Here is a 17,555-nt window from a genome sequence, read left to right on the forward strand (position 1 = left end):
ATCACGTTCATTTGAATCTATCCGAATCAACTTGTCCAGTGTCCGCACACAAAAAAATGGTTAACGGCAGCACTTTTTGCCGCCGTTAATTTTCCTAGGACTCTCAGAGACTTCGCTGGTTGCAAAGTAGACTTGCCTAGCTTAGGCAACGCTCAACTATTTCCTTGACATCAGTTGAGAGTTGTTGATCCGAGCTAAGAATTCGCTTCAATGCTGCCTCGGCTTTTACTTTGCGTTCTGCATTCATATTCTTCCAAGTGCCAAAGCTTTTGACCATTCTGGAAGCAACTTGTGGGTTTGTCTTATCCAAAAGCAGTGTAATTTCAGCAAGGTAGTCGTATCCAGAGCCGTCAGCTGCATGAAAACCTCTCGTATTGCCACTTAGGAAGCCGCCAATGAGGGAATAGATCCGGTTTGGATTATCCCAAGAAAAGGCTGGATGCTCAGTAAGTGTGCGTAGGGCTGCGATGGGGGTTTCGCTTGGCGTACGCGCTGCTGTGTGGAGCCACTTGTCCATTGCAAGGGCGGTGCCTTGGTGGCGGTTCTCAAAGGATTTCAGGGCGTCTTCGGCTCCAGCATGGCTTTGCGTAACGAGGATTATAAGCGCTCCCATGAGGTCAGTCATATTGTCTGCCGCATCAAAATGAGCCTTGGTCAGCTCTGCGCCTTCCTGCTTCCCGCTTGCGGCCATGTAGGAAAGGCAGCGCAGTTTAAACATCCGCTTTCCGGCAGAAAGCGCGTCCGGGCTAAAGATTGGCGGCATTTCAAGGCTCTCGTAAATGCGCTTGAAGCTGTCATAGAGCGCAAGACCTATTTCCATAGCCAATGTGTCACGAGCAGAGCCAATCGCGTCTGTATCGACGTCCTTGCCGATTTCCAGTGCGATACCTTGTTCTGTCGGCAAGGGTAGGACGAAACCACGGAACGCATGATCGAGGGTGTCGTCCTCTGCCATATGGCCCAAAGCTTCAATGAAAGCCTCTTTGCCCGCAGGAACGTTGCTGTTGGTCATCTCAATCAGCATCTCGGTCATAAGAACCTGAGCGGATTGCCACCGGTTGAACGGGTCACTATCGTGGCGCATGAGGAAAATCTGGTCTTCGCGAGAAAGAGTACTTTCCAGTTTCACAGGAGCTGAGAATTCACGCAGCAAAGATGGAACCGGGCGCGCACCAATGCCGTGGAAGACAAGTGTTTGCTTGGCTTGCGTCAGACAAAGCAGGTCGCCCTTGACGTCAGCACCTTCAACCTTGGAGAACTCCAGATCATCCCCATTAGGTCCAACAAGGCCGAACCGGATAGGGATGAAGAAGGATGTCTTCTCGTTCTGTCCCGGTGTTGGCGGTGTTGGCGGTGTTGTCTGCTCCAGCTCAAGCGTGAAGGTCTTTGCAGCCTCATCATAGCAGCCGTTTGCCTTCAGTTGAGGCGTGCCAGATTGGTGATACCACAAGGAGAAGTGTGAGAGGTCTGCGCTGTTTGCCTCCTCAAAACACTTTATGAAGTCTTCAATCGTAGAGGCATCTCCATCATGACGCTCAAAATAAAGGTCCATCCCTTTGCGGAACCCGTCTGCACCAAGAATGGTCTTGATCATACGAACAAGCTCAGCACCCTTGTCATAAACAGTTGCGGTGTAGAAGTTGTTGATCTCTTTGTATTCGGTTGGTCGCACAGGGTGGGAGAGCGGTCCCTGATCCTCTGGGAACTGGCGAGATTTGAGGCGGATCACGTCTGCAATTCGCTTCACCGAACGCGAGCGCTCATCAGAAGAAAATTCCTGATCACGGAAGACCGTCAAGCCTTCTTTCAGGCAAAGCTGGAACCATTCACGGCAAGTGATGCGATTGCCAGTCCAGTTGTGGAAGTACTCATGCGCGACAACAGTTTCAATGCCTTCGTAATCTGTGTCAGTTGCCGTATCGCTATCGGCCAGAATGTACTTGTCGTTGAAGATGTTGAGGCCCTTGTTCTCCATGGCACCCATGTTGAACGCTGAAACGGCAACAATGTTGAACACATCAAGGTCGTACTCGCGGCCAAACACCTTCTCATCCCAGCGCATGGACCGAATGAGGCTATCCATAGACCAGCCTGCACGGTTCTCATTGCCTTTTTCGACATAGATGTTCAGGTCAACAGGCTTGCCGGAGGCCGTGGTGTATTTCTCGGAAATGCAGGTAAGGTCGCCGCCGACCAACGCAAACAGGTAGGCAGGTTTTGGATGCGGATCATGCCAAACGGCAAAATGACGGTCCGTACCCTCAATATCGCCGGTCTCCTGCGGATTGCCATTGCCTAGCAGAATTGGGCTTGTGGATTTGTCTGCTTCAATGCGGGTGGTGAACACGGAAAGCACATCAGGACGGTCATAGTAATAGGTGATGCGGCGGAAGCCTTCAGCTTCACACTGCGTGCAGTAAATACCTTGCGAGAGATAAAGACCCATCAGCTGCGTATTGGCTGTTGGGTTCAGCCGGGTGACAACCTCAAGCTCAAATTCTTCTGCAGGCGGCGAGGTCACCACCAATTTGTCCGCGCTCGCAGAATAGGCCGCCTCATCAAGCACAGCACCATTCAGCTTCAAAGAAACCAGCGTCAGTTCATCGCCGTCCAGCTCCAAAGGAGCGCCAGCATCAGAGCCTGCGCGAGGGCTAAGGGTAAGACTGGAAATAACCTCAGTGGCTTCCGCATGAAGTTTAAAGACCAGAGAGACGTTTTTGATGGTGTAAGGCGTCTCTTTGTAATCTTCCAATTTAATGAGCTGAGCACTCTCAAATCGCATGCTTGTTCTCCTAGGAGGTGGTGAAGCAGTCTTGTCGCCTTGGGCGCCATGCTTCCAAATTTTAATGTTGTTCGGCGGTACCTATGAAAACGGTTCCGGTCAAATGCAGGACTTCAATACATAAACAGTTTTGCACCCAAAAATAGATCTTTCAAGGTCTGGGAGGGACTGGAACGACTTCATGACAGATCCTCGCAGGACCGCATAAGCAAAAACAGATAGCACTGAGTCTCAGAAAATCCATTAAAGACTAAGTTGAGGTTACTCTCGTGAATGCGCCCCTTGAGAACGTGAAAGTATTGGAACTGGCTCGAATTCTGGCTGGTCCATGGATAGGACAAACCCTGTCTGATCTCGGTGCGGATGTGATCAAGGTCGAGAGCCCACGCGGGGATGATACACGCACGTGGGGCCCTCCCTTCATTGAGGAGGAGGGTGGCACCAAAAGCGCTGCCTACTTCCATGCCTGCAACCGCGGCAAGCGATCCATAACGGCAGATTTCGCAAAGCAGGAGGATTTGGAGTTAATCTTCGATCTGGTCCGCCGGAGTGATGTGCTGATCGAGAACTTCAAAGTCGGCGGGTTGGCAAAATACGGTCTGGATTACGAGAGCCTCCAGAAAATCAATCCCAAGCTGATTTACTGCTCCGTCACAGGCTTCGGCCAAACCGGCCCCTATGCGCACCGTGCAGGTTATGATTTCATGATTCAGGGCATGGGCGGCATCATGGATCTGACGGGCCCCAAAGGCGGTGAACCACAAAAGGTGGGCGTCGCATTTGCGGATATTTTCACGGGCCTTTACGGCGTTATAGGCATTCAGGCAGCGCTTCGCCGCCGGGATCTGACGGGCGAGGGCGAGTGGATTGATATGGCCCTGCTGGATGCTCAAGTGGGCGTGCTAGCCAATCAGGCGATGAATTACCTCAGCAGCGGCAATGTTCCAACGCGTATGGGCAATGCTCATCCCAACATCGTTCCCTATCAGGTGTTTGAAGTGAAGGATGGTCATCTGATTGTTGCGGTCGGCAACGACAGCCAATTTGCAAATTTCTGTAAAATCCTCGGCGTGCCTGAACTGGCGGAAAATGAAAAATATTCTACCAACCCAATGCGTGTGCAGCACAGAGAAGAATTAACACCAAAGCTTGAGGCACTCGTCCATAGGTTTGAGCGAGATGATTTGCTCTCTATTATGGAACAGCACGGTGTTCCTGCTGGCCCAATCAACTCAGTTGCAGATGTTTTAAATGATCCGCAAATTGAACATCGCCAAATGAAAGTTCAACTGCCAACAAATTCGGTCGGTACTGGTGAGCAAATCTATGTACGTTCCCCAATTAAATTTAAAAACTCTAAGCTGAATCTTGAAAGGGGTGCACCTGCACTTGATGAGCACAGAGAAGAGATATTAAGAGAAATAGGCAGGGAAGCTGGAGAATAAAGGGTGGCGACACTTTGTTACCAAAGGCAGTTTGACGCCTAGTGCGGCTAATGGTTTAACGGGCTGTTACTCTAGGACATGTAGGTGGTAAAACTTGAAATTCTGGAATGGAATAAGACACAGAATTACAAGTGTCTCGCATTGCTATTACAAGCTCTCATTGACGTGGCTGGTAAGCCTCACCTTCGTGACCGTGGTAACACTCTGCGGTGGCATCGTTTTGTATATGTCCGTCATGACCAACTTGAAAAATACCCGCAGTCTGATTGAAAAAGCTTCAATCATGTCGACACAGGCCATCGACAAAGGTGCGGGCAATTACTTTATGCCCGTCTTCTCGGCGATTAAAGGCGTGAAGCAATTCGCCGAAGAGTTTCCAGATAGAAAAAGTGCGATTGAAGCAACACGGCATTCCTTTCGGGGGACCTTGTTCGGAGTTGAGAGTGCTGACGCGCTTGTTATGTCTCTTCCAGACGGAACAATGCTTGGGATGAAGCGCGCCGAAAATGGCGGCGGTGTTGTTGAGTACATACCGAAATTACCGTTGTTCAAGTTCGACAACCTGAAAAAAATGGCCGCGCAAAAGACCCAGAACCCGTTTTGGGGCGATTTCTACTCGGGCAACAACAACCCTTTTGCAACGATCACAGGATCCATCGATAAAGACGGTAAAGTGATCGCCTATGTATCTGCCATTGTAACAATGCGCGGTCTTGGAGCTGTCCTTTCCTCTGATGAAGAAGAAGCGGATGTTACCAGGTTCATTTTGAGTGATAAATTCCGTGTCCTTGCTTACGCATCGCAGCACAATAAGCTAGACCAAACCAACTTACTGACCAAACTAGACGATTTTGGCGATCCGGTTCTTGCTGAACTGGAAAACAGTGAAGTTCAGCCGTTCAGCCAAAAAGCCAGAAAAAAAGGTGTAGAGCTCCACGTTATTTATGATGGTGAGGAGATGTATGTCCTTGTTCTGCAAAAGCTGAAATCCCCAGACGGGGCAGCTTATTATGTCGGTGAATACCAGCTTGCTAACTCTCGTTATGATGAGTTCTCACGGTTGATCGATTCTGTATTTGCGGGCATTGCTATTGTGTTTTTGTCCGCTCTCATCGCTATATTCTTGGCACGCCGCTTGTCCATGCCATTGAAAGGCATCGCACAGCAGGCAGAAAAGTTTGGCGCGTTGGAATTTGAACATTTGGAAGCTCTTCCGCGCAGTCATATCCGCGAAGTAGATCAAATCACCACAGCAATGAATGCCAGCTCCAGTGGCTTGCAGGCTATGAGCAAATACATTCCAAAATCGCTCTATTCCAAGTTGATGGCGCTGGGTATTGACCGTGCAGCCAAAGCGCGCGAAGCAGAACTGACTATTCTCTTTACCGATATCGCTGGCTTTACATCCTTGTCAGAACACAAAAGTGCAGGCGATATCGCAGGCCTTCTGAACAATCACTTTAAGCTGCTGGTCACGGCTGTGGAGGCTCATCAGGGCACCGTTGATAAATTTATCGGTGATGGCATGTTGGCCTTCTGGGGTGCTCCCGATGAAGTTAAAGACCACGCCCAAAGAGCCATTGCAGCCGCAGAAGATATGGTCAAAGCGGTGAGGGCAGCCAACGCTGAAAATCCGCAGGATGCTGTGTCTGTCCGCATCGCGATCCACACTGGCCCGGTTATTGTTGGCAATGTGGGCGCCGTGGAACGCTGGAATTACACAGTGGTTGGCGACGCGGTTAATGTTTGCAGCCGCCTGCAAAACCTGGCTGGAACCATTCCGCCAATGGTTGGCACTTGCGTTGTTCTCAGCGGCGAGACAGTTGAAGAGGCTGGAAACCCGGATAACATAACCTATCGCGGCAGTCACGAAATCAGAGGCCGAAAAGGCAAGGTGGATGTTTGGCAACTCAACTCCACCATCTGTAATGAACAGTAAGTAAGCTGTGCCGCCGAACGCTAGGTCCGAAAAGCGAGCACGATTTTCGGACCGAATTTGCGATAAAGTAAAAGATTAAAGCAGGTCCATTGCGCCAGATTATCGGTAAACTGCTTTAGTTTAATCTAAGTGTTCCGACCACCCCAACCTCATTGAAAGAAACGCCTGTTCTATTGTCAGTGAGGCGAACGTATATTTGCGCGCGCAGTTTGCTATCTCATATTCTTGAGGAAAGGGGCTCCTGTGAACCTGCTGGATGTCAAAGGGCTGAAAGTGGAGTTTCGTGGAGATGACGGATGCCATCAAGTTGTCCGTGACGTTTCCTTCAGCGTCCCGGAAAACAAATGCGTTGCGCTGGTTGGTGAATCTGGTTCTGGCAAAACAATTATTTCCAGAGCCATAATGGGTATCCTGCCGCCGAAGGCCAGTATCACCGCTGGACAAATACTTCTGCGAGACAACCGAAAGAACCGTGAGATACAGGATATCGCCAAGTTAGATCCTGTCGGCCCTGTCATGCGTGCAATTCGCGGTGAACGCATTGCCATGATTTTTCAAGAGCCCATGGTCTCCCTTTCTCCGCTCCATACCATTGGCGACCAGATTGGCGAAGCTGCACGGCTTCACCGAGATGTTGGCCGCAAAGAGGCACAAGAGCTGACAAAGGATATGCTGCGGCTCGTTCATTTCCCAGAGCCAGAACGATCCATTCGTGCCTACCCGTTTGAGCTGTCAGGTGGTCTGAGACAGCGGGCTCTGATCGCCATGGCCCTTATCTGTCGCCCGGCTCTTCTCATTGCAGATGAGCCGACCACAGCATTAGATGTAACAATTCAGGCGGAAATCCTGAAGTTGATCAAAGAAGTGCAGTCAGAACTCAACATGTCGCTTCTCATGATCACCCATGATTTTGGCGTGGTCACCAACATGGCCGACGAAGTGGTGGTGGTCTACAACGGCGAAATTATGGAAAAAGGCAGTGTAGAGGATCTGTTTGAGACCCCAAAGCACCCTTACTTAAAGGCCCTTCTCCATGCAGTCCCAACGCTCTCCATGGACCCTGAAGAGCGCCTGGCTCCCATCCGCCCAATTACGCCGCGCACAAGCGCTACGGATCTTAAACCGCACCGCACTGTTGAGGGACATCCTACCTATCGTGGCAGCCCGCTGATTGAGCTTGATCAGGTAAGTAAGACGTTCACATTGAAAAATCTGCGTGGTAAAAAACAACGCGGCATGACGACTGCACTGGATGAGGTAAGCCTTACTGTGCGGCGCGGAGAGTGTTTAGGGATCGTCGGGGAGTCTGGATCAGGCAAGACCACTGCAGCACTGGCAATGTTACGGGCGTTTCCATTGACCAAAGGCCGTATTATCTACACCACCGAGGAAGGCCCTCGAGACATTAGCAGTTACACACGTGCTGAACTGTTCCAATATCGAAAACGAGCTCAGATTATTTTCCAAGATCCATTCTCATCTCTCAATCCCCGTCGTACGCTCAATGAAATTTTGCAGGAACCGCTGATCATTCACCGTATGGGTGAACCTTCAAACCAATCAGCACGGGTGAGGGAACTGATTGATCTTGTTGGCCTCTCCCAAAAGTATCTGCGCCGTTACCCACACTCATTCTCTGGTGGCCAACGCCAGAGAATTGGCATCGCACGGGCACTGGCACTCAATCCTGAATTCCTGATTTGCGATGAACCAACCTCAGCCCTTGATGTGTCCGTTCAAGCTCAGGTTTTGAATTTATTGAAAGATTTGAAGGATGAGCTGGGTCTGACCTACGTTTTCGTGAGCCACAACCTCGCTGTTGTTGATTATATCTCGGATCGGGTGGCAGTCATGTGCAAGGGCAAAGTTGTAGAAATTGGTCCAACCCGGCAGGTCATAGACAATCCGCTTCATCCGTATACCCGTGCATTGCTCAAAGCGGTGCCTGAACCGTCCTTGGATCATAAGCTCGACTTTGCAGCTTTGGATGGTGCGGGCAGTTCTGACCCAACGCAATGGCCATCACCGTTCCGCATGCGCTATTCAACCCGGCCTTACTTGATCGAAATGGAAACGGACCATTGGGTTTGCGCTCCGGGCATGGAAGCAGAGCGAGACATCGTTGGTTTAGGGGGCAGCCACATATGAAACATCTCGGCCTGCTCCTAGCAATTGTCATATTCGGTGGGATGACACCCGCCACGATCTCCAACGCGTTGATCCTGAAAGAAACTCCGGGGATACTGCCGGGCCTGCCTCCAATTGTTGATCGTCTCCCCACAGAGCCTCTCATTACGAACCCAGAGGATCTGGGCAGAGAGATTGGAGTGCAGGGAGGCGCACTACACACGCTCATATCCAGGCCCAAAGATGTCCGCCTAATCAATGTTTGGGGCTATGCCCGGCTGGTTGGTTACAACGAGAATCTAGAGCTTTATCCGGACATCCTTGAAAGCGTCGACATCATATCCGACGAAATTTTCACGTTGAATATTCGCGAAGGCCACAAATGGTCTGATGGCATCCCATTCACGGCAGAAGATTTCAGGTTCTGGTATGAGGAGGTGGCTCTCAATAAACACCTTAATCCAAACGGACTGCCCGGTTTTATGCTTGTTGAAGGAAAGCCGCCAGAATTCGTTGTATTGGATAAATATGCAGTACAATTTGCGTGGGAAGACCCAAACCCACTGTTTCTTCAGGAACTTGCCAAAGCGCGCCCTCCCTTCATCTACCGGCCTGCACATTACCTCAAAAAGTTCCACGAAGGCTCTGGTAATCCAGAGTTTATTCGCAAGGTCGCACGCTTGGAAAAAGTTCGAGGTTGGGCACCCTTGTTCAACCGCATGGATGATATGTATGAGGCCAGCAACCCTGACATCCCCACCCTGCAACCGTGGGTGCCATCCACTCACTCTGGCGAACGTCGTGCAGTGATGGAGAGAAATCCGTTCTTCCACAGGGTGGATAGCAGTGGTCAGCAATTACCTTACATTGATCGTATCATCATGGATGTGGTGGACGGAAAGCTCATTCCAGCCAAAACATTAGCTGGGGAGAGCGACCTGCAAGCCAGAGGATTAGGCTTCTCCGACATCTCGGTTTTAAAGCGTGGCGAACACTCTCAAGATTATGAAACGCGTCTTTGGCTTAACTCAAAAGGCTCTGAGATTTCAATACTGCCGAATCTGAGTGTCAAAGACCCAGTTTGGCGCAAGTTGATGCAGGACAGACGGTTCCGTCATGCTCTGTCTATGGGGATTGACCGTGAACTCATCAACAAGGTGCTTTACTTCGGTCTGGGAAGAGCGGGAAATGATACCGTGCTCAATATATCCCCGCTGTACCAACCCGACTATCAAACAGCATGGGTCAGGTTTGACCCGGATTTAGCCAACAAACTTCTCGATGACATTGGACTGACAAAAAAACGAGGAGACGGAATTCGCCTGTTGGAAGATGGCCGGCCACTTCAACTTATCATTGAGACGACGGGTGAAAGTTCGGAACAATCTGACGCGTTGGAGCTGGTTGCGGAAACGTGGAAAGAAATCGGCGTATCCGCTTTCATTCGCCCCAGCCAACGTGACACCATTCGCGCGCGCGCGCTAGCCGGTTTGCTCGTCATGTCGGTTTGGTCTGGATTTGAAAATGGCGTGCCCACAGCTGATATGCCGCCACTGGATTATGCGCCCACCCGAGAGGACTTTCTCTCCTGGGCACCGTGGGGCAATTATTATGAGAGTGATGGGAATGCAGGTGAAAAGCCGGACTGGCCTCCTGCGCAACGCTTGATCGAACTATTCGATCAATGGCTCATGAGCGGCAGTTTTGAAGAACGGGACATGATTTGGGAGCAGATGCTACAAATCCATGCAGACGAGACGATCCACATCGGCTTGGTCAACAGTGTGCGCCAACCGGTTGTTGTGAAGGGATTGCTGAATGTTCCAGATGTTGGAATTTTTGGATGGGACCCAGGAGCGCAATTCGGCATTCACAGAATGGATCTTTTCTTCTTTGCAGATCGATTGCCGAGTGAGGATCGAAAGCATCATTAGTCAAACAAATCTTCAATCTTAAGTCCCAACTAATTTCGCTCCTCAAACCTGATTTTATTTTCCAAGAGAAAGCCAACGCAGCTCAATTAGACTTATGTGATGTGAGAATTTGAACGAGGAAGGGAAGTCAGTGGCCTATTATTTCTTTCGGCGACTTCTGGTGATGATACCGACCCTTGTCGCTGTCAGTTTCCTGATCTTCTTCATCATTGAGTTGCCCGAAGGCGACTACATTACCAACCAGATCTCAATGCTGAGGTCCACAGGCGAAAGTGCGTCCATCGGTCGACTGGAGTTTTTAAGATCCGAATTTGCTTTGGACCGCCCCTTCGCAGAGCGCTACGGAATCTGGGTTGGTTTATGGCCCGGCCCAAACGGGTTTGACGGACTAATTCAAGGTAATTGGGGCTGGTCTTTTGAGTATGACCAACCTGTGGGGGACGTGGTCGGTCCAACATTACCACTCACAATTGCCCTAAACCTTGCAACAATATTCTTTATCTACGCAATTGCATTTCCCATCGGAATTTACTCCGCCACTCATCAATACTCTGTAGGAGATTATGGTTTTACGCTGGTCGGCTACCTCGGTCTTGCTACGCCTAACTTCCTGTTAGCATTGGTTTTAATGTATCTGGCAAATAGATGGTTTGGGCTGACGGTCGGGGGGATAATGCAAGAGCGCTACATAGACGAACCCATGAGCGGCGGCAAAGCAGCTTCCATTGTCGCGCATTTGGTCGTTCCGGTGATAGTAATAGGTACATCCGGCACAGCAGCGATGATACGTCGTTTGCGTGCAAACTTGTTGGACGAACTTTATAAACAATATGTGACCACTGCGCGCTCCAAAGGAATGCGAGAAAGCAAGCTGCTCGTCAAATACCCTTTGCGCGTTGCTCTCAATCCTTTCATCGCTGATATCGGCAATCTTATCCCCTCACTGGTCTCGGGCTCGGTGATCGTCTCGGTCGTCCTTAACCTCCCGACAGTAGGACCGGTTTTACTTGGTGCCTTGCAATCTCAGGATCAGTTTCTGGCAGGATTTATCCTCCTGTTCGTCTCCATTCTCACCTTGATAGGGATGTTGATATCCGATGTTCTACTGGGCTTCCTTGACCCACGCATTCGTCTTGGAAAAGAAGGGGCGAGACAATGAGCCCCAAGGACCGTGGTGACGACAAGGTCGAACATTACGTAAATCCAAAAGGGTTTAATCCCACGGATGTAGAGATCCTGACAAAGGCTCAGGAACGGTATTATCAGGCAGCGCAATGGAAGATCATCTGGTGGAAGTTTCGCAAACACAAACTAGCGGTTATCTCTGCTATCATATTGTTTTTCTTCTACCTTTGTGTGCCCTTTGCGGAAATGATAGCACCATACCCGGTAGCCAAGCGCAATGTAGACTACTTATATGCACCACCTCAGGCCATCCACTTCTTCCATGATGGAGCGCTGGTTGGCCCCTTCGTTTACGGCATCAATTCCTCAGTCGATTTGGAAAACCTGAAGTGGGTGTATGAGACCGACACATCGAAAGTCGAGAAACTCCGCTTCTTCTGTCTGGGAGAACCCTACAAGTTCTGGGCATTTATACCCGCAAGCTTCCACGTAATTTGCCCGGCCAAAGGGGGCACATTCTTTCTGGCAGGTACAGACCGGTTGGGGAGAGATCAATATTCCGGGCTGGTATATGGGGCCAGATTATCCCTGACTATTGGCTTGGTCGGGGTGAGTATCTCAATGTTCCTCGGTGTCCTTCTCGGGGGAATAGCTGGTTTTTTTGGCGGTTGGGTGGACAGTTCAATCCAAAGAGTGATTGAGATTATGCGATCCCTTCCGGAACTCCCGCTCTGGATGGCTTTGTCTGCGGCACTCCCTATCACGTGGTCGCCAGTCTGGATTTATTTCGGACTGACTGTGATTTTAGGGCTGCTGGATTGGCCAGGCCTTGCCCGTGCTGTGCGCTCTAAGTTGTTGTCTTTACGAGAAGAAGAGTACGCCAAGGCCGCAGCTCTTATGGGCGCCAGCCCAACCCGGATCATCTTCAGACATCTACTACCGGGGTTCACCAGCCATCTTGTAGCCTCCGCAACTCTGTCAGTTCCTGCCATGATCCTTGGAGAAACCGCTCTCTCGTTCCTCAACCTGGGACTGCGCCGGCCCGCGGTCTCTTGGGGGGTACTACTCAATGAGGCCCAGAACATTTCGGTGGTAACAATCTACCCTTGGCTGATGGCGCCGGTTATCCCTATTATCATCGTTGTCCTCGCTTTTAATTTCTTAGGCGATGGCCTAAGAGACGCGGCAGACCCTTACAAATAACGGGAGTACCTTGAGAAATGGAAGATACTTCCAGCAATTGGGATTGTGAATATCATGAAGGCCGTTGGCATTTTCTCAATGATATTAAGGAGGCCGCCCGTTACGGTATTCTCTCTGCATGGCTCAGCCAATGCGATGCGACGGATAAAGTGCTGGATGTCGGGTGCGGTGAAGCCATTTTCTATCATTATCTCAAGAGGTTAGGGCTTAAACATTATTGCGGTGTTGATCTTTCCGAAGCTGCTTTAGCAAGGGCGAAGGTTGACCCAAACCACGCAGAGCTCATTAAATCAGATCTTGAAAGTTACACCTGCAAACCCGATCAGCGATATTCTGCTATTATTTTCAATGAGGTACTCTATTTCTGCGAGAATCCTGAAACATTGCTGAAGAAGTATGCAAGCTACTTATCGAAAAACGGTGTGATCGCAATCTCAATGTATGCACCGGACCGGGAAACATCAGGCGCAAACAAGTCCATCAAAAAAGTATGGCAGGAAACTGATAATTCAAAACAATGGCGTGTACTGGATGATCTTGAATTGAAGTCTTCAGCGAAGAATGTCGGATGGAAACTGCGATTGGTCCAACCCATTAAGATATCTGATTAAATCTGTTCCACTCTTGTTCAAGAAGAGCACCAGAACTCAACCACTGTGCAGCTGGATGGGTTGTTGTTAACGAAAAAAATACCTCCAGAAACTCAGAGCATCCCTCTCCATGATCTAGATGGTGAGTGAGCAGACCTATTGGTTCGCAGGGATTGGTTCTTCGTCTGCACAGCTGTAAATCTAAACGTCGTGCTGCGGCGTCCCAACCAATAAATCTCTTATTTTTCTTCCACTTGATAATGTCCAGATGACTTTGCACCTGCGGTAAGTGAAAGGAACTTATCCAGGTAAAGGTTGAAAGCCCATATGGCCCCAACTCCCTTAGGAGGGGAATAGTTTCAGGTGCGATCCGGTTCCACGGAGGGACGAACAGGGGAATAAACTGATTGCCAAACAGCTCCTGCAAAATTGCCTGCCCATTAGCGAGTTCTTTTTCGATTTCTTGGATAGCTCTGCGTCGCCCGAACTCACTTGCCTTTTCTCCAAGAGCCTTGGATTGATAATTTTTGTGTTGCCAACCATGTTGGAGAATATTGATAAGGCTCATGTTTTCCAAACGCTGGGCAAGAGCTGCTGTTGCAAATTTAGGAATAACTGCCAGTGAAAGCGGAACTGAAAACTCAGCGGAAAACCCAAGTAACTCCTCCAATTCGGGGCTGGGTTCAATGGCATCGTCATCGCGCCACCAAAAAGAAATGGTCTGCTGTCGTTCATTAAACCAATTCAGATGGTCATTGAGAACACCCTCAAATTCCATTCTCGCTCTGGAAACGCTTGATTGAAAACCATCCGCCTGCATGGAACTAGAGCTGGGAGATGAATCAGAGATCACGTGAAATATTCCTCTCCCAAATAATGCCATGTGGTTCATTAATTTGAGGTTTTAATCCAAGGTCTTCTGCGAGGATTTGTGCCGATACCTCAGCTCCATTGAGGGCTGCATGAAGGTCTGAGGGAGCTAATGCCATCGCTTTTTGTGCTGCTTGAGCAAGAGTTTCCGGGGTCAATACATTTTCAGGAACGGCGACCACTCTGCCTCGTTTGAATAAACTAAGGGCCCGCTGGGTTTGTTCAGTCTCAGCAGCTTGCGCGAAAGGGACCAGCACAGCAGGGACGCCAGCCCGCAGGATATCGACAACAGTGTTGTAACCCGCCTGCGAAATAGAGAGTTTAGCTTTCTTGAGCAACGCAGGGAAATCTGGCCGTGCCCGTTCAACAATCATTTGTGCTGTTCTGTGGGATGCTAGGTGTTGGAACTGGTCCTCTGGATAGTCTTGTCCAACAAGTATCCGCCAGCGATCAGAAGACCCGATCGGCATGTGCGTATGAGTGGAGAGAGCGGCTTTTAAAAGGGCGGCTCCAACAGCCCCGCCACCGCAAGAGACTATAGTCTCATCCATCCCATCCGAAGAAGAGGATGAACTTTGACGATCATCACTGATGTAACCCGTATAGCGAACAAGTGAATTTACACGGTCAGCATACGGAAAGCTGTCTTCCATTGTGATGAGCTGAGGATCTGAATGGACCAGAATACGATCATAAAAAGCGGTGGCCTGTGAAGCCATCCATTCTTCTTTCCAGCTTGCATCCTTCCTAACGAGGATATCTCGAATGGAGCAGGTGATCCATGGCGGGGATAATTTGCTGCCTGCACATTCCAAAAGCCGTGTCATCTCGGCTGCAAACATTCTGCGCCCAAATGGGTAGGTTTCTGTTAGCAAAAGATCAAAATGTTCTGCAGAAAAGGCAGATAAAGTCGCAGAAATCCTCTGCTCCCACCAAACTGCATCAATTGGGTTATTGTACTCATCCAGCAGTACATCAAATCGTGCATTGGCAGCACGAACCACCGGGAGCTTTATAACCGTCAGCCCATCGCAATTAAGGGTATCGGGAATGTGGTTTCCTGTGGCTAACGTGACATCAAGGCCCATGCGGACAAGCGCTTTTGCAAGGGCAACCGCTCTGACGATATGCCCGGAACCAAGTAAATGTTGGACGTGGATGAATGCTTTCATCATGTCCCTCCGTGCATTCTCCGCTTGTATTGATGGTGCTCAACTGCGGCCTGCAATACTCTGTCCAAACCCTTCGCTCCTGTTGCTAAGCTATGGTTGTTACGGATGTTTTCAACGGCAGCCTGAGCCATATTCTGACGCTTATGGTTGTTTTTTATGAGTGACATGAGGTTTTGCGCCAGCGCAGAAGCATCGCCTTCATCTGAAAGCAACCCACTGGTTCCTTCCTCAACGATGTCCGGGACGCCGAAGACACGTCCTCCCACAACAGGCAGGCCGCAGGATTGCGCCTCCAAAAACACAAACCCAAAGGCTTCACGGACAGCAGGCCAGACAAATATGTCATGAGCGCGATATAGTCGTGGCATTTCCTGCCAGGGGATCAGACCTCGAAATTCTGTTCGGGATTTATCAAAAAGGGGTTCAATTTCAGCCCGAGCTGGTCCGTCGCCTGCAATGGTTAAGCGCCATGGCAAATCAGTGATTTGCTTCAGTGCAGCGGAAAGAACCATATAGGAGAACAACTTATCGCCTTCTCGCATCATTCCAGCGCATAACAGTCGGATGGTGCCATCAGCTGATCCCTTGGTCACACTATGATTCAGTTCGAATTTTGCTTCGTCCAGAAATGGCGGCAGAACGCTCAAAACATCAGCGTTGAGAACCTCTGAAAGGCATCGTGCATCAGAATTGGTGAGAGCAACGACCTGGCTGGCCTGAGACATAGCTGCATCAGCGGCATTAAATCCCAAGGCCCAGTTGCCTGACTGACGCTTTGGCGCACGGCTGGCCTCAACCACCACATAAGGGATGTTGAACTTGGCACACAGATACGGCCCAATCCAATCCGGAGCCTTATGGTAAAGGTGATAAGTGAGGAATATATCCGGCACCTCTCCACGTTTCATCCATTGGTCAGCTATGGTGTTTGCTTCTGACAGTGCCAGCTCTTTGACGTCCCTTGTGACATCCTCTCCACCTTCTGCTCGCCAGCTTCTGAAGGTTGAAGCCACCTCCACCTCATGCCCGGCGAGCTCAAGAGCTTGCACAATCAAACGCCCCATAGTGCGATCTCCGGAAGGAACCGGATCATCCAGAGGTTTCATCGGAGCGGTAAAGGCGACTCTCATGTGCAAGGCTCCAAATACGCATTGAACTTATCAGCAAGAAACTCAAGACCGGGTGATGCACTGAAGTTATGGTGCACGCTGTCAAATGCATTCTTCCCTATCCGCTCTCTATCTCCTACATTTGTGATGAGACCATGAAGAGCAGAGGTAAGCGCTGCTATGTCTTCACTTGGGCACAGTACGCCATTTTCCCCAGACTTAATGATCTCAGGAATTCCGGAAACATTGGTGGAAATGCACGGTAGAGACATTGCTTGCGCTTCCATAATAACGTTCGGCAATCCGTCTCGATCTCCTGTTTTGGAAACACGGCATGCCAATGCAAAGATGTCAGCTTGAGCCATCTTGTCCAACACCATGCGCCGTGGCTGCGGTCCCATCCAGTGTATGTGACCCTTCAGTCCCAGCTGAGTGCTTAGATCAGACAGTGATTGAGTAAGTTCACCTCCACCAATATGGGTCAGCTGCCAATTGAGGTCTTTGGGCAATTTGCTTAGGGCCTTCAACAAAACATCGTAGCCTTTTTTCTCCACCAGTCGTCCAACAGAAATAAGCTGAACGCTTTCTGCTCCCGTTCCGTTTCTCAACGTGGCAGGCTGTGCCGCGCTGGGAAATCCGCTAAAATCTAGACCATGATAAACAAGGTGGATTTTTTCTGGCTTTTGGCAAAGAGACTGAAGGTATTGCAAATTGGCTTGTGTACAAGTCACACCCCATTCCGCATCCTCAAGTTTGGTTGTAAGTTCCTGCGGGGCGGTGGTCCAGATGTCCTTGGCATGGGCAGAAAATGACCATTTTCGCCCAGAAAGTAAGGCCGCATAGCGTGCAACAGTGCAGGGACTGTGCAAGTAATGGGTGTGAATCCAGAGCACATCATCAGGCAATTCATGGGCCATGACACAAGCTTGGCCCCACCTGCGAAACTGCTCAGAGTTTTTCTTATGCTTCAAATCGGCTTCAAAACAGGCACGAGCAGTTGCGAAGGTTGGTTGATTTTCTGCCCACTTCATTGCTTGTTTTACGCGAGGCAGGTCGTCCTTCAGGTATTCCGTTAAGTATAAAAGTTCACTGGTGATCTTGCCGTGAACCTCATGCGTGTAGGGGTCGTAAGGGTGGCGGAGAGAAACGATAAGTTGTGGTATGCCTCGTTCTTGTAGCCCATACATTTCTTGGGCGATGAAGGTCTCAGAAAGGCGAGGGTAGCCCTTAACAACGACTGCAATACGTCCACGCGTCAT

At 49.9% G+C, this 17,555-nt stretch carries 12 protein-coding genes; 7 read left to right on the plus strand and 5 right to left on the minus strand.

The window, feature by feature from the left end:
* Window positions 1–136 precede the first annotated feature (136 nt).
* Window positions 137–2,782, minus strand: a complete 2,646-nt coding sequence (gene pepN, locus BLS62_RS08880) for an aminopeptidase N (RefSeq protein WP_093179535.1) — start codon at window positions 2,780–2,782, stop codon at window positions 137–139.
* 269 nt (window positions 2,783–3,051) lie between these two features.
* Between pepN and BLS62_RS08885 the strand changes: the two genes are divergently transcribed.
* The 7 genes from BLS62_RS08885 (at window position 3,052) to BLS62_RS08915 (ending at window position 13,166) form a co-directional block, all read left to right on the plus strand.
* Window positions 3,052–4,227 carry a CaiB/BaiF CoA transferase family protein gene (locus tag BLS62_RS08885; protein ID WP_093179538.1) on the plus strand — a complete coding sequence of 392 codons (1,176 nt, stop codon included), beginning with the start codon at window positions 3,052–3,054 and terminating at the stop codon, window positions 4,225–4,227.
* 160 nt (window positions 4,228–4,387) lie between these two features.
* Window positions 4,388–6,166 (plus strand): adenylate/guanylate cyclase domain-containing protein, encoded by a 1,779-nt coding sequence (locus tag BLS62_RS08890; protein ID WP_208990764.1) that lies wholly within the window; start codon window positions 4,388–4,390, stop codon window positions 6,164–6,166.
* A gap of 243 nt (window positions 6,167–6,409) precedes the next feature.
* Entirely contained in the window at window positions 6,410–8,314 is a 1,905-nt protein-coding gene (locus BLS62_RS08895; RefSeq protein WP_093179543.1) for an ABC transporter ATP-binding protein, read from the plus strand.
* The gene (locus BLS62_RS08900; protein WP_093179546.1) at window positions 8,311–10,227 is read left to right on the plus strand and encodes an ABC transporter substrate-binding protein; all 1,917 of its coding nucleotides are present in this window, start codon (window positions 8,311–8,313) and stop codon (window positions 10,225–10,227) included. Before BLS62_RS08895 ends, BLS62_RS08900 begins: the two co-directional genes overlap by 4 nt.
* A gap of 163 nt (window positions 10,228–10,390) precedes the next feature.
* The gene (locus BLS62_RS08905; RefSeq protein WP_093188658.1) at window positions 10,391–11,386 is read left to right on the plus strand and encodes an ABC transporter permease; all 996 of its coding nucleotides are present in this window, start codon (window positions 10,391–10,393) and stop codon (window positions 11,384–11,386) included.
* Entirely contained in the window at window positions 11,383–12,555 is a 1,173-nt protein-coding gene (locus tag BLS62_RS08910; protein ID WP_093179548.1) for an ABC transporter permease, read from the plus strand. Before BLS62_RS08905 ends, BLS62_RS08910 begins: the two co-directional genes overlap by 4 nt.
* 17 nt (window positions 12,556–12,572) lie before the next feature.
* On the plus strand, window positions 12,573–13,166 hold the full coding sequence (locus tag BLS62_RS08915; RefSeq protein ID WP_093179551.1) for a class I SAM-dependent methyltransferase: 594 nt from the start codon (window positions 12,573–12,575) through the stop codon (window positions 13,164–13,166).
* Here BLS62_RS08915 and BLS62_RS08920 read toward each other — a convergent pair.
* The 4 genes from BLS62_RS08920 to BLS62_RS08935 are packed head-to-tail and all read right to left on the minus strand — an operon-like array spanning window position 13,150 to window position 17,555.
* Entirely contained in the window at window positions 13,150–13,998 is an 849-nt protein-coding gene (locus tag BLS62_RS08920; RefSeq protein WP_208990765.1) for a polysaccharide deacetylase family protein, read from the minus strand. The genes BLS62_RS08915 and BLS62_RS08920 overlap by 17 nt on opposite strands.
* The gene (locus tag BLS62_RS08925) at window positions 13,988–15,190 is read right to left on the minus strand and encodes a glycosyltransferase family protein (RefSeq protein WP_208990766.1); all 1,203 of its coding nucleotides are present in this window, start codon (window positions 15,188–15,190) and stop codon (window positions 13,988–13,990) included. Before BLS62_RS08925 ends, BLS62_RS08920 begins: the two co-directional genes overlap by 11 nt.
* Window positions 15,187–16,317 (minus strand): glycosyltransferase family 4 protein, encoded by a 1,131-nt coding sequence (locus BLS62_RS08930; protein ID WP_093179560.1) that lies wholly within the window; start codon window positions 16,315–16,317, stop codon window positions 15,187–15,189. Before BLS62_RS08930 ends, BLS62_RS08925 begins: the two co-directional genes overlap by 4 nt.
* Complete coding sequence (locus BLS62_RS08935) at window positions 16,314–17,555, minus strand: glycosyltransferase family 4 protein (protein WP_093179563.1); 1,242 nt, start codon at window positions 17,553–17,555, stop codon at window positions 16,314–16,316. Before BLS62_RS08935 ends, BLS62_RS08930 begins: the two co-directional genes overlap by 4 nt.

This window comes from Pseudovibrio sp. Tun.PSC04-5.I4 (assembly GCF_900104145.1).
GTDB lineage: Bacteria > Pseudomonadota > Alphaproteobacteria > Rhizobiales > Stappiaceae > Pseudovibrio.

Coding starts and splice junctions, on each gene's coding strand:
- pepN (WP_093179535.1), bottom strand. CDS start 2,782: ATGCGATTTGAGAGTGCTCAGCTCATTAAATTGGAAGATTACAAAGAG.
- BLS62_RS08900 (WP_093179546.1), top strand. CDS start 8,311: ATGAAACATCTCGGCCTGCTCCTAGCAATTGTCATATTCGGTGGGATG.
- BLS62_RS08905 (WP_093188658.1), top strand. CDS start 10,391: ATGATACCGACCCTTGTCGCTGTCAGTTTCCTGATCTTCTTCATCATT.
- BLS62_RS08910 (WP_093179548.1), top strand. CDS start 11,383: ATGAGCCCCAAGGACCGTGGTGACGACAAGGTCGAACATTACGTAAAT.
- BLS62_RS08915 (WP_093179551.1), top strand. CDS start 12,573: ATGGAAGATACTTCCAGCAATTGGGATTGTGAATATCATGAAGGCCGT.
- BLS62_RS08925 (WP_208990766.1), bottom strand. CDS start 15,190: ATGATGAAAGCATTCATCCACGTCCAACATTTACTTGGTTCCGGGCAT.
- BLS62_RS08930 (WP_093179560.1), bottom strand. CDS start 16,317: ATGAGAGTCGCCTTTACCGCTCCGATGAAACCTCTGGATGATCCGGTT.
- BLS62_RS08935 (WP_093179563.1), bottom strand. CDS start 17,555: ATGACGCGTGGACGTATTGCAGTCGTTGTTAAGGGCTACCCTCGCCTT.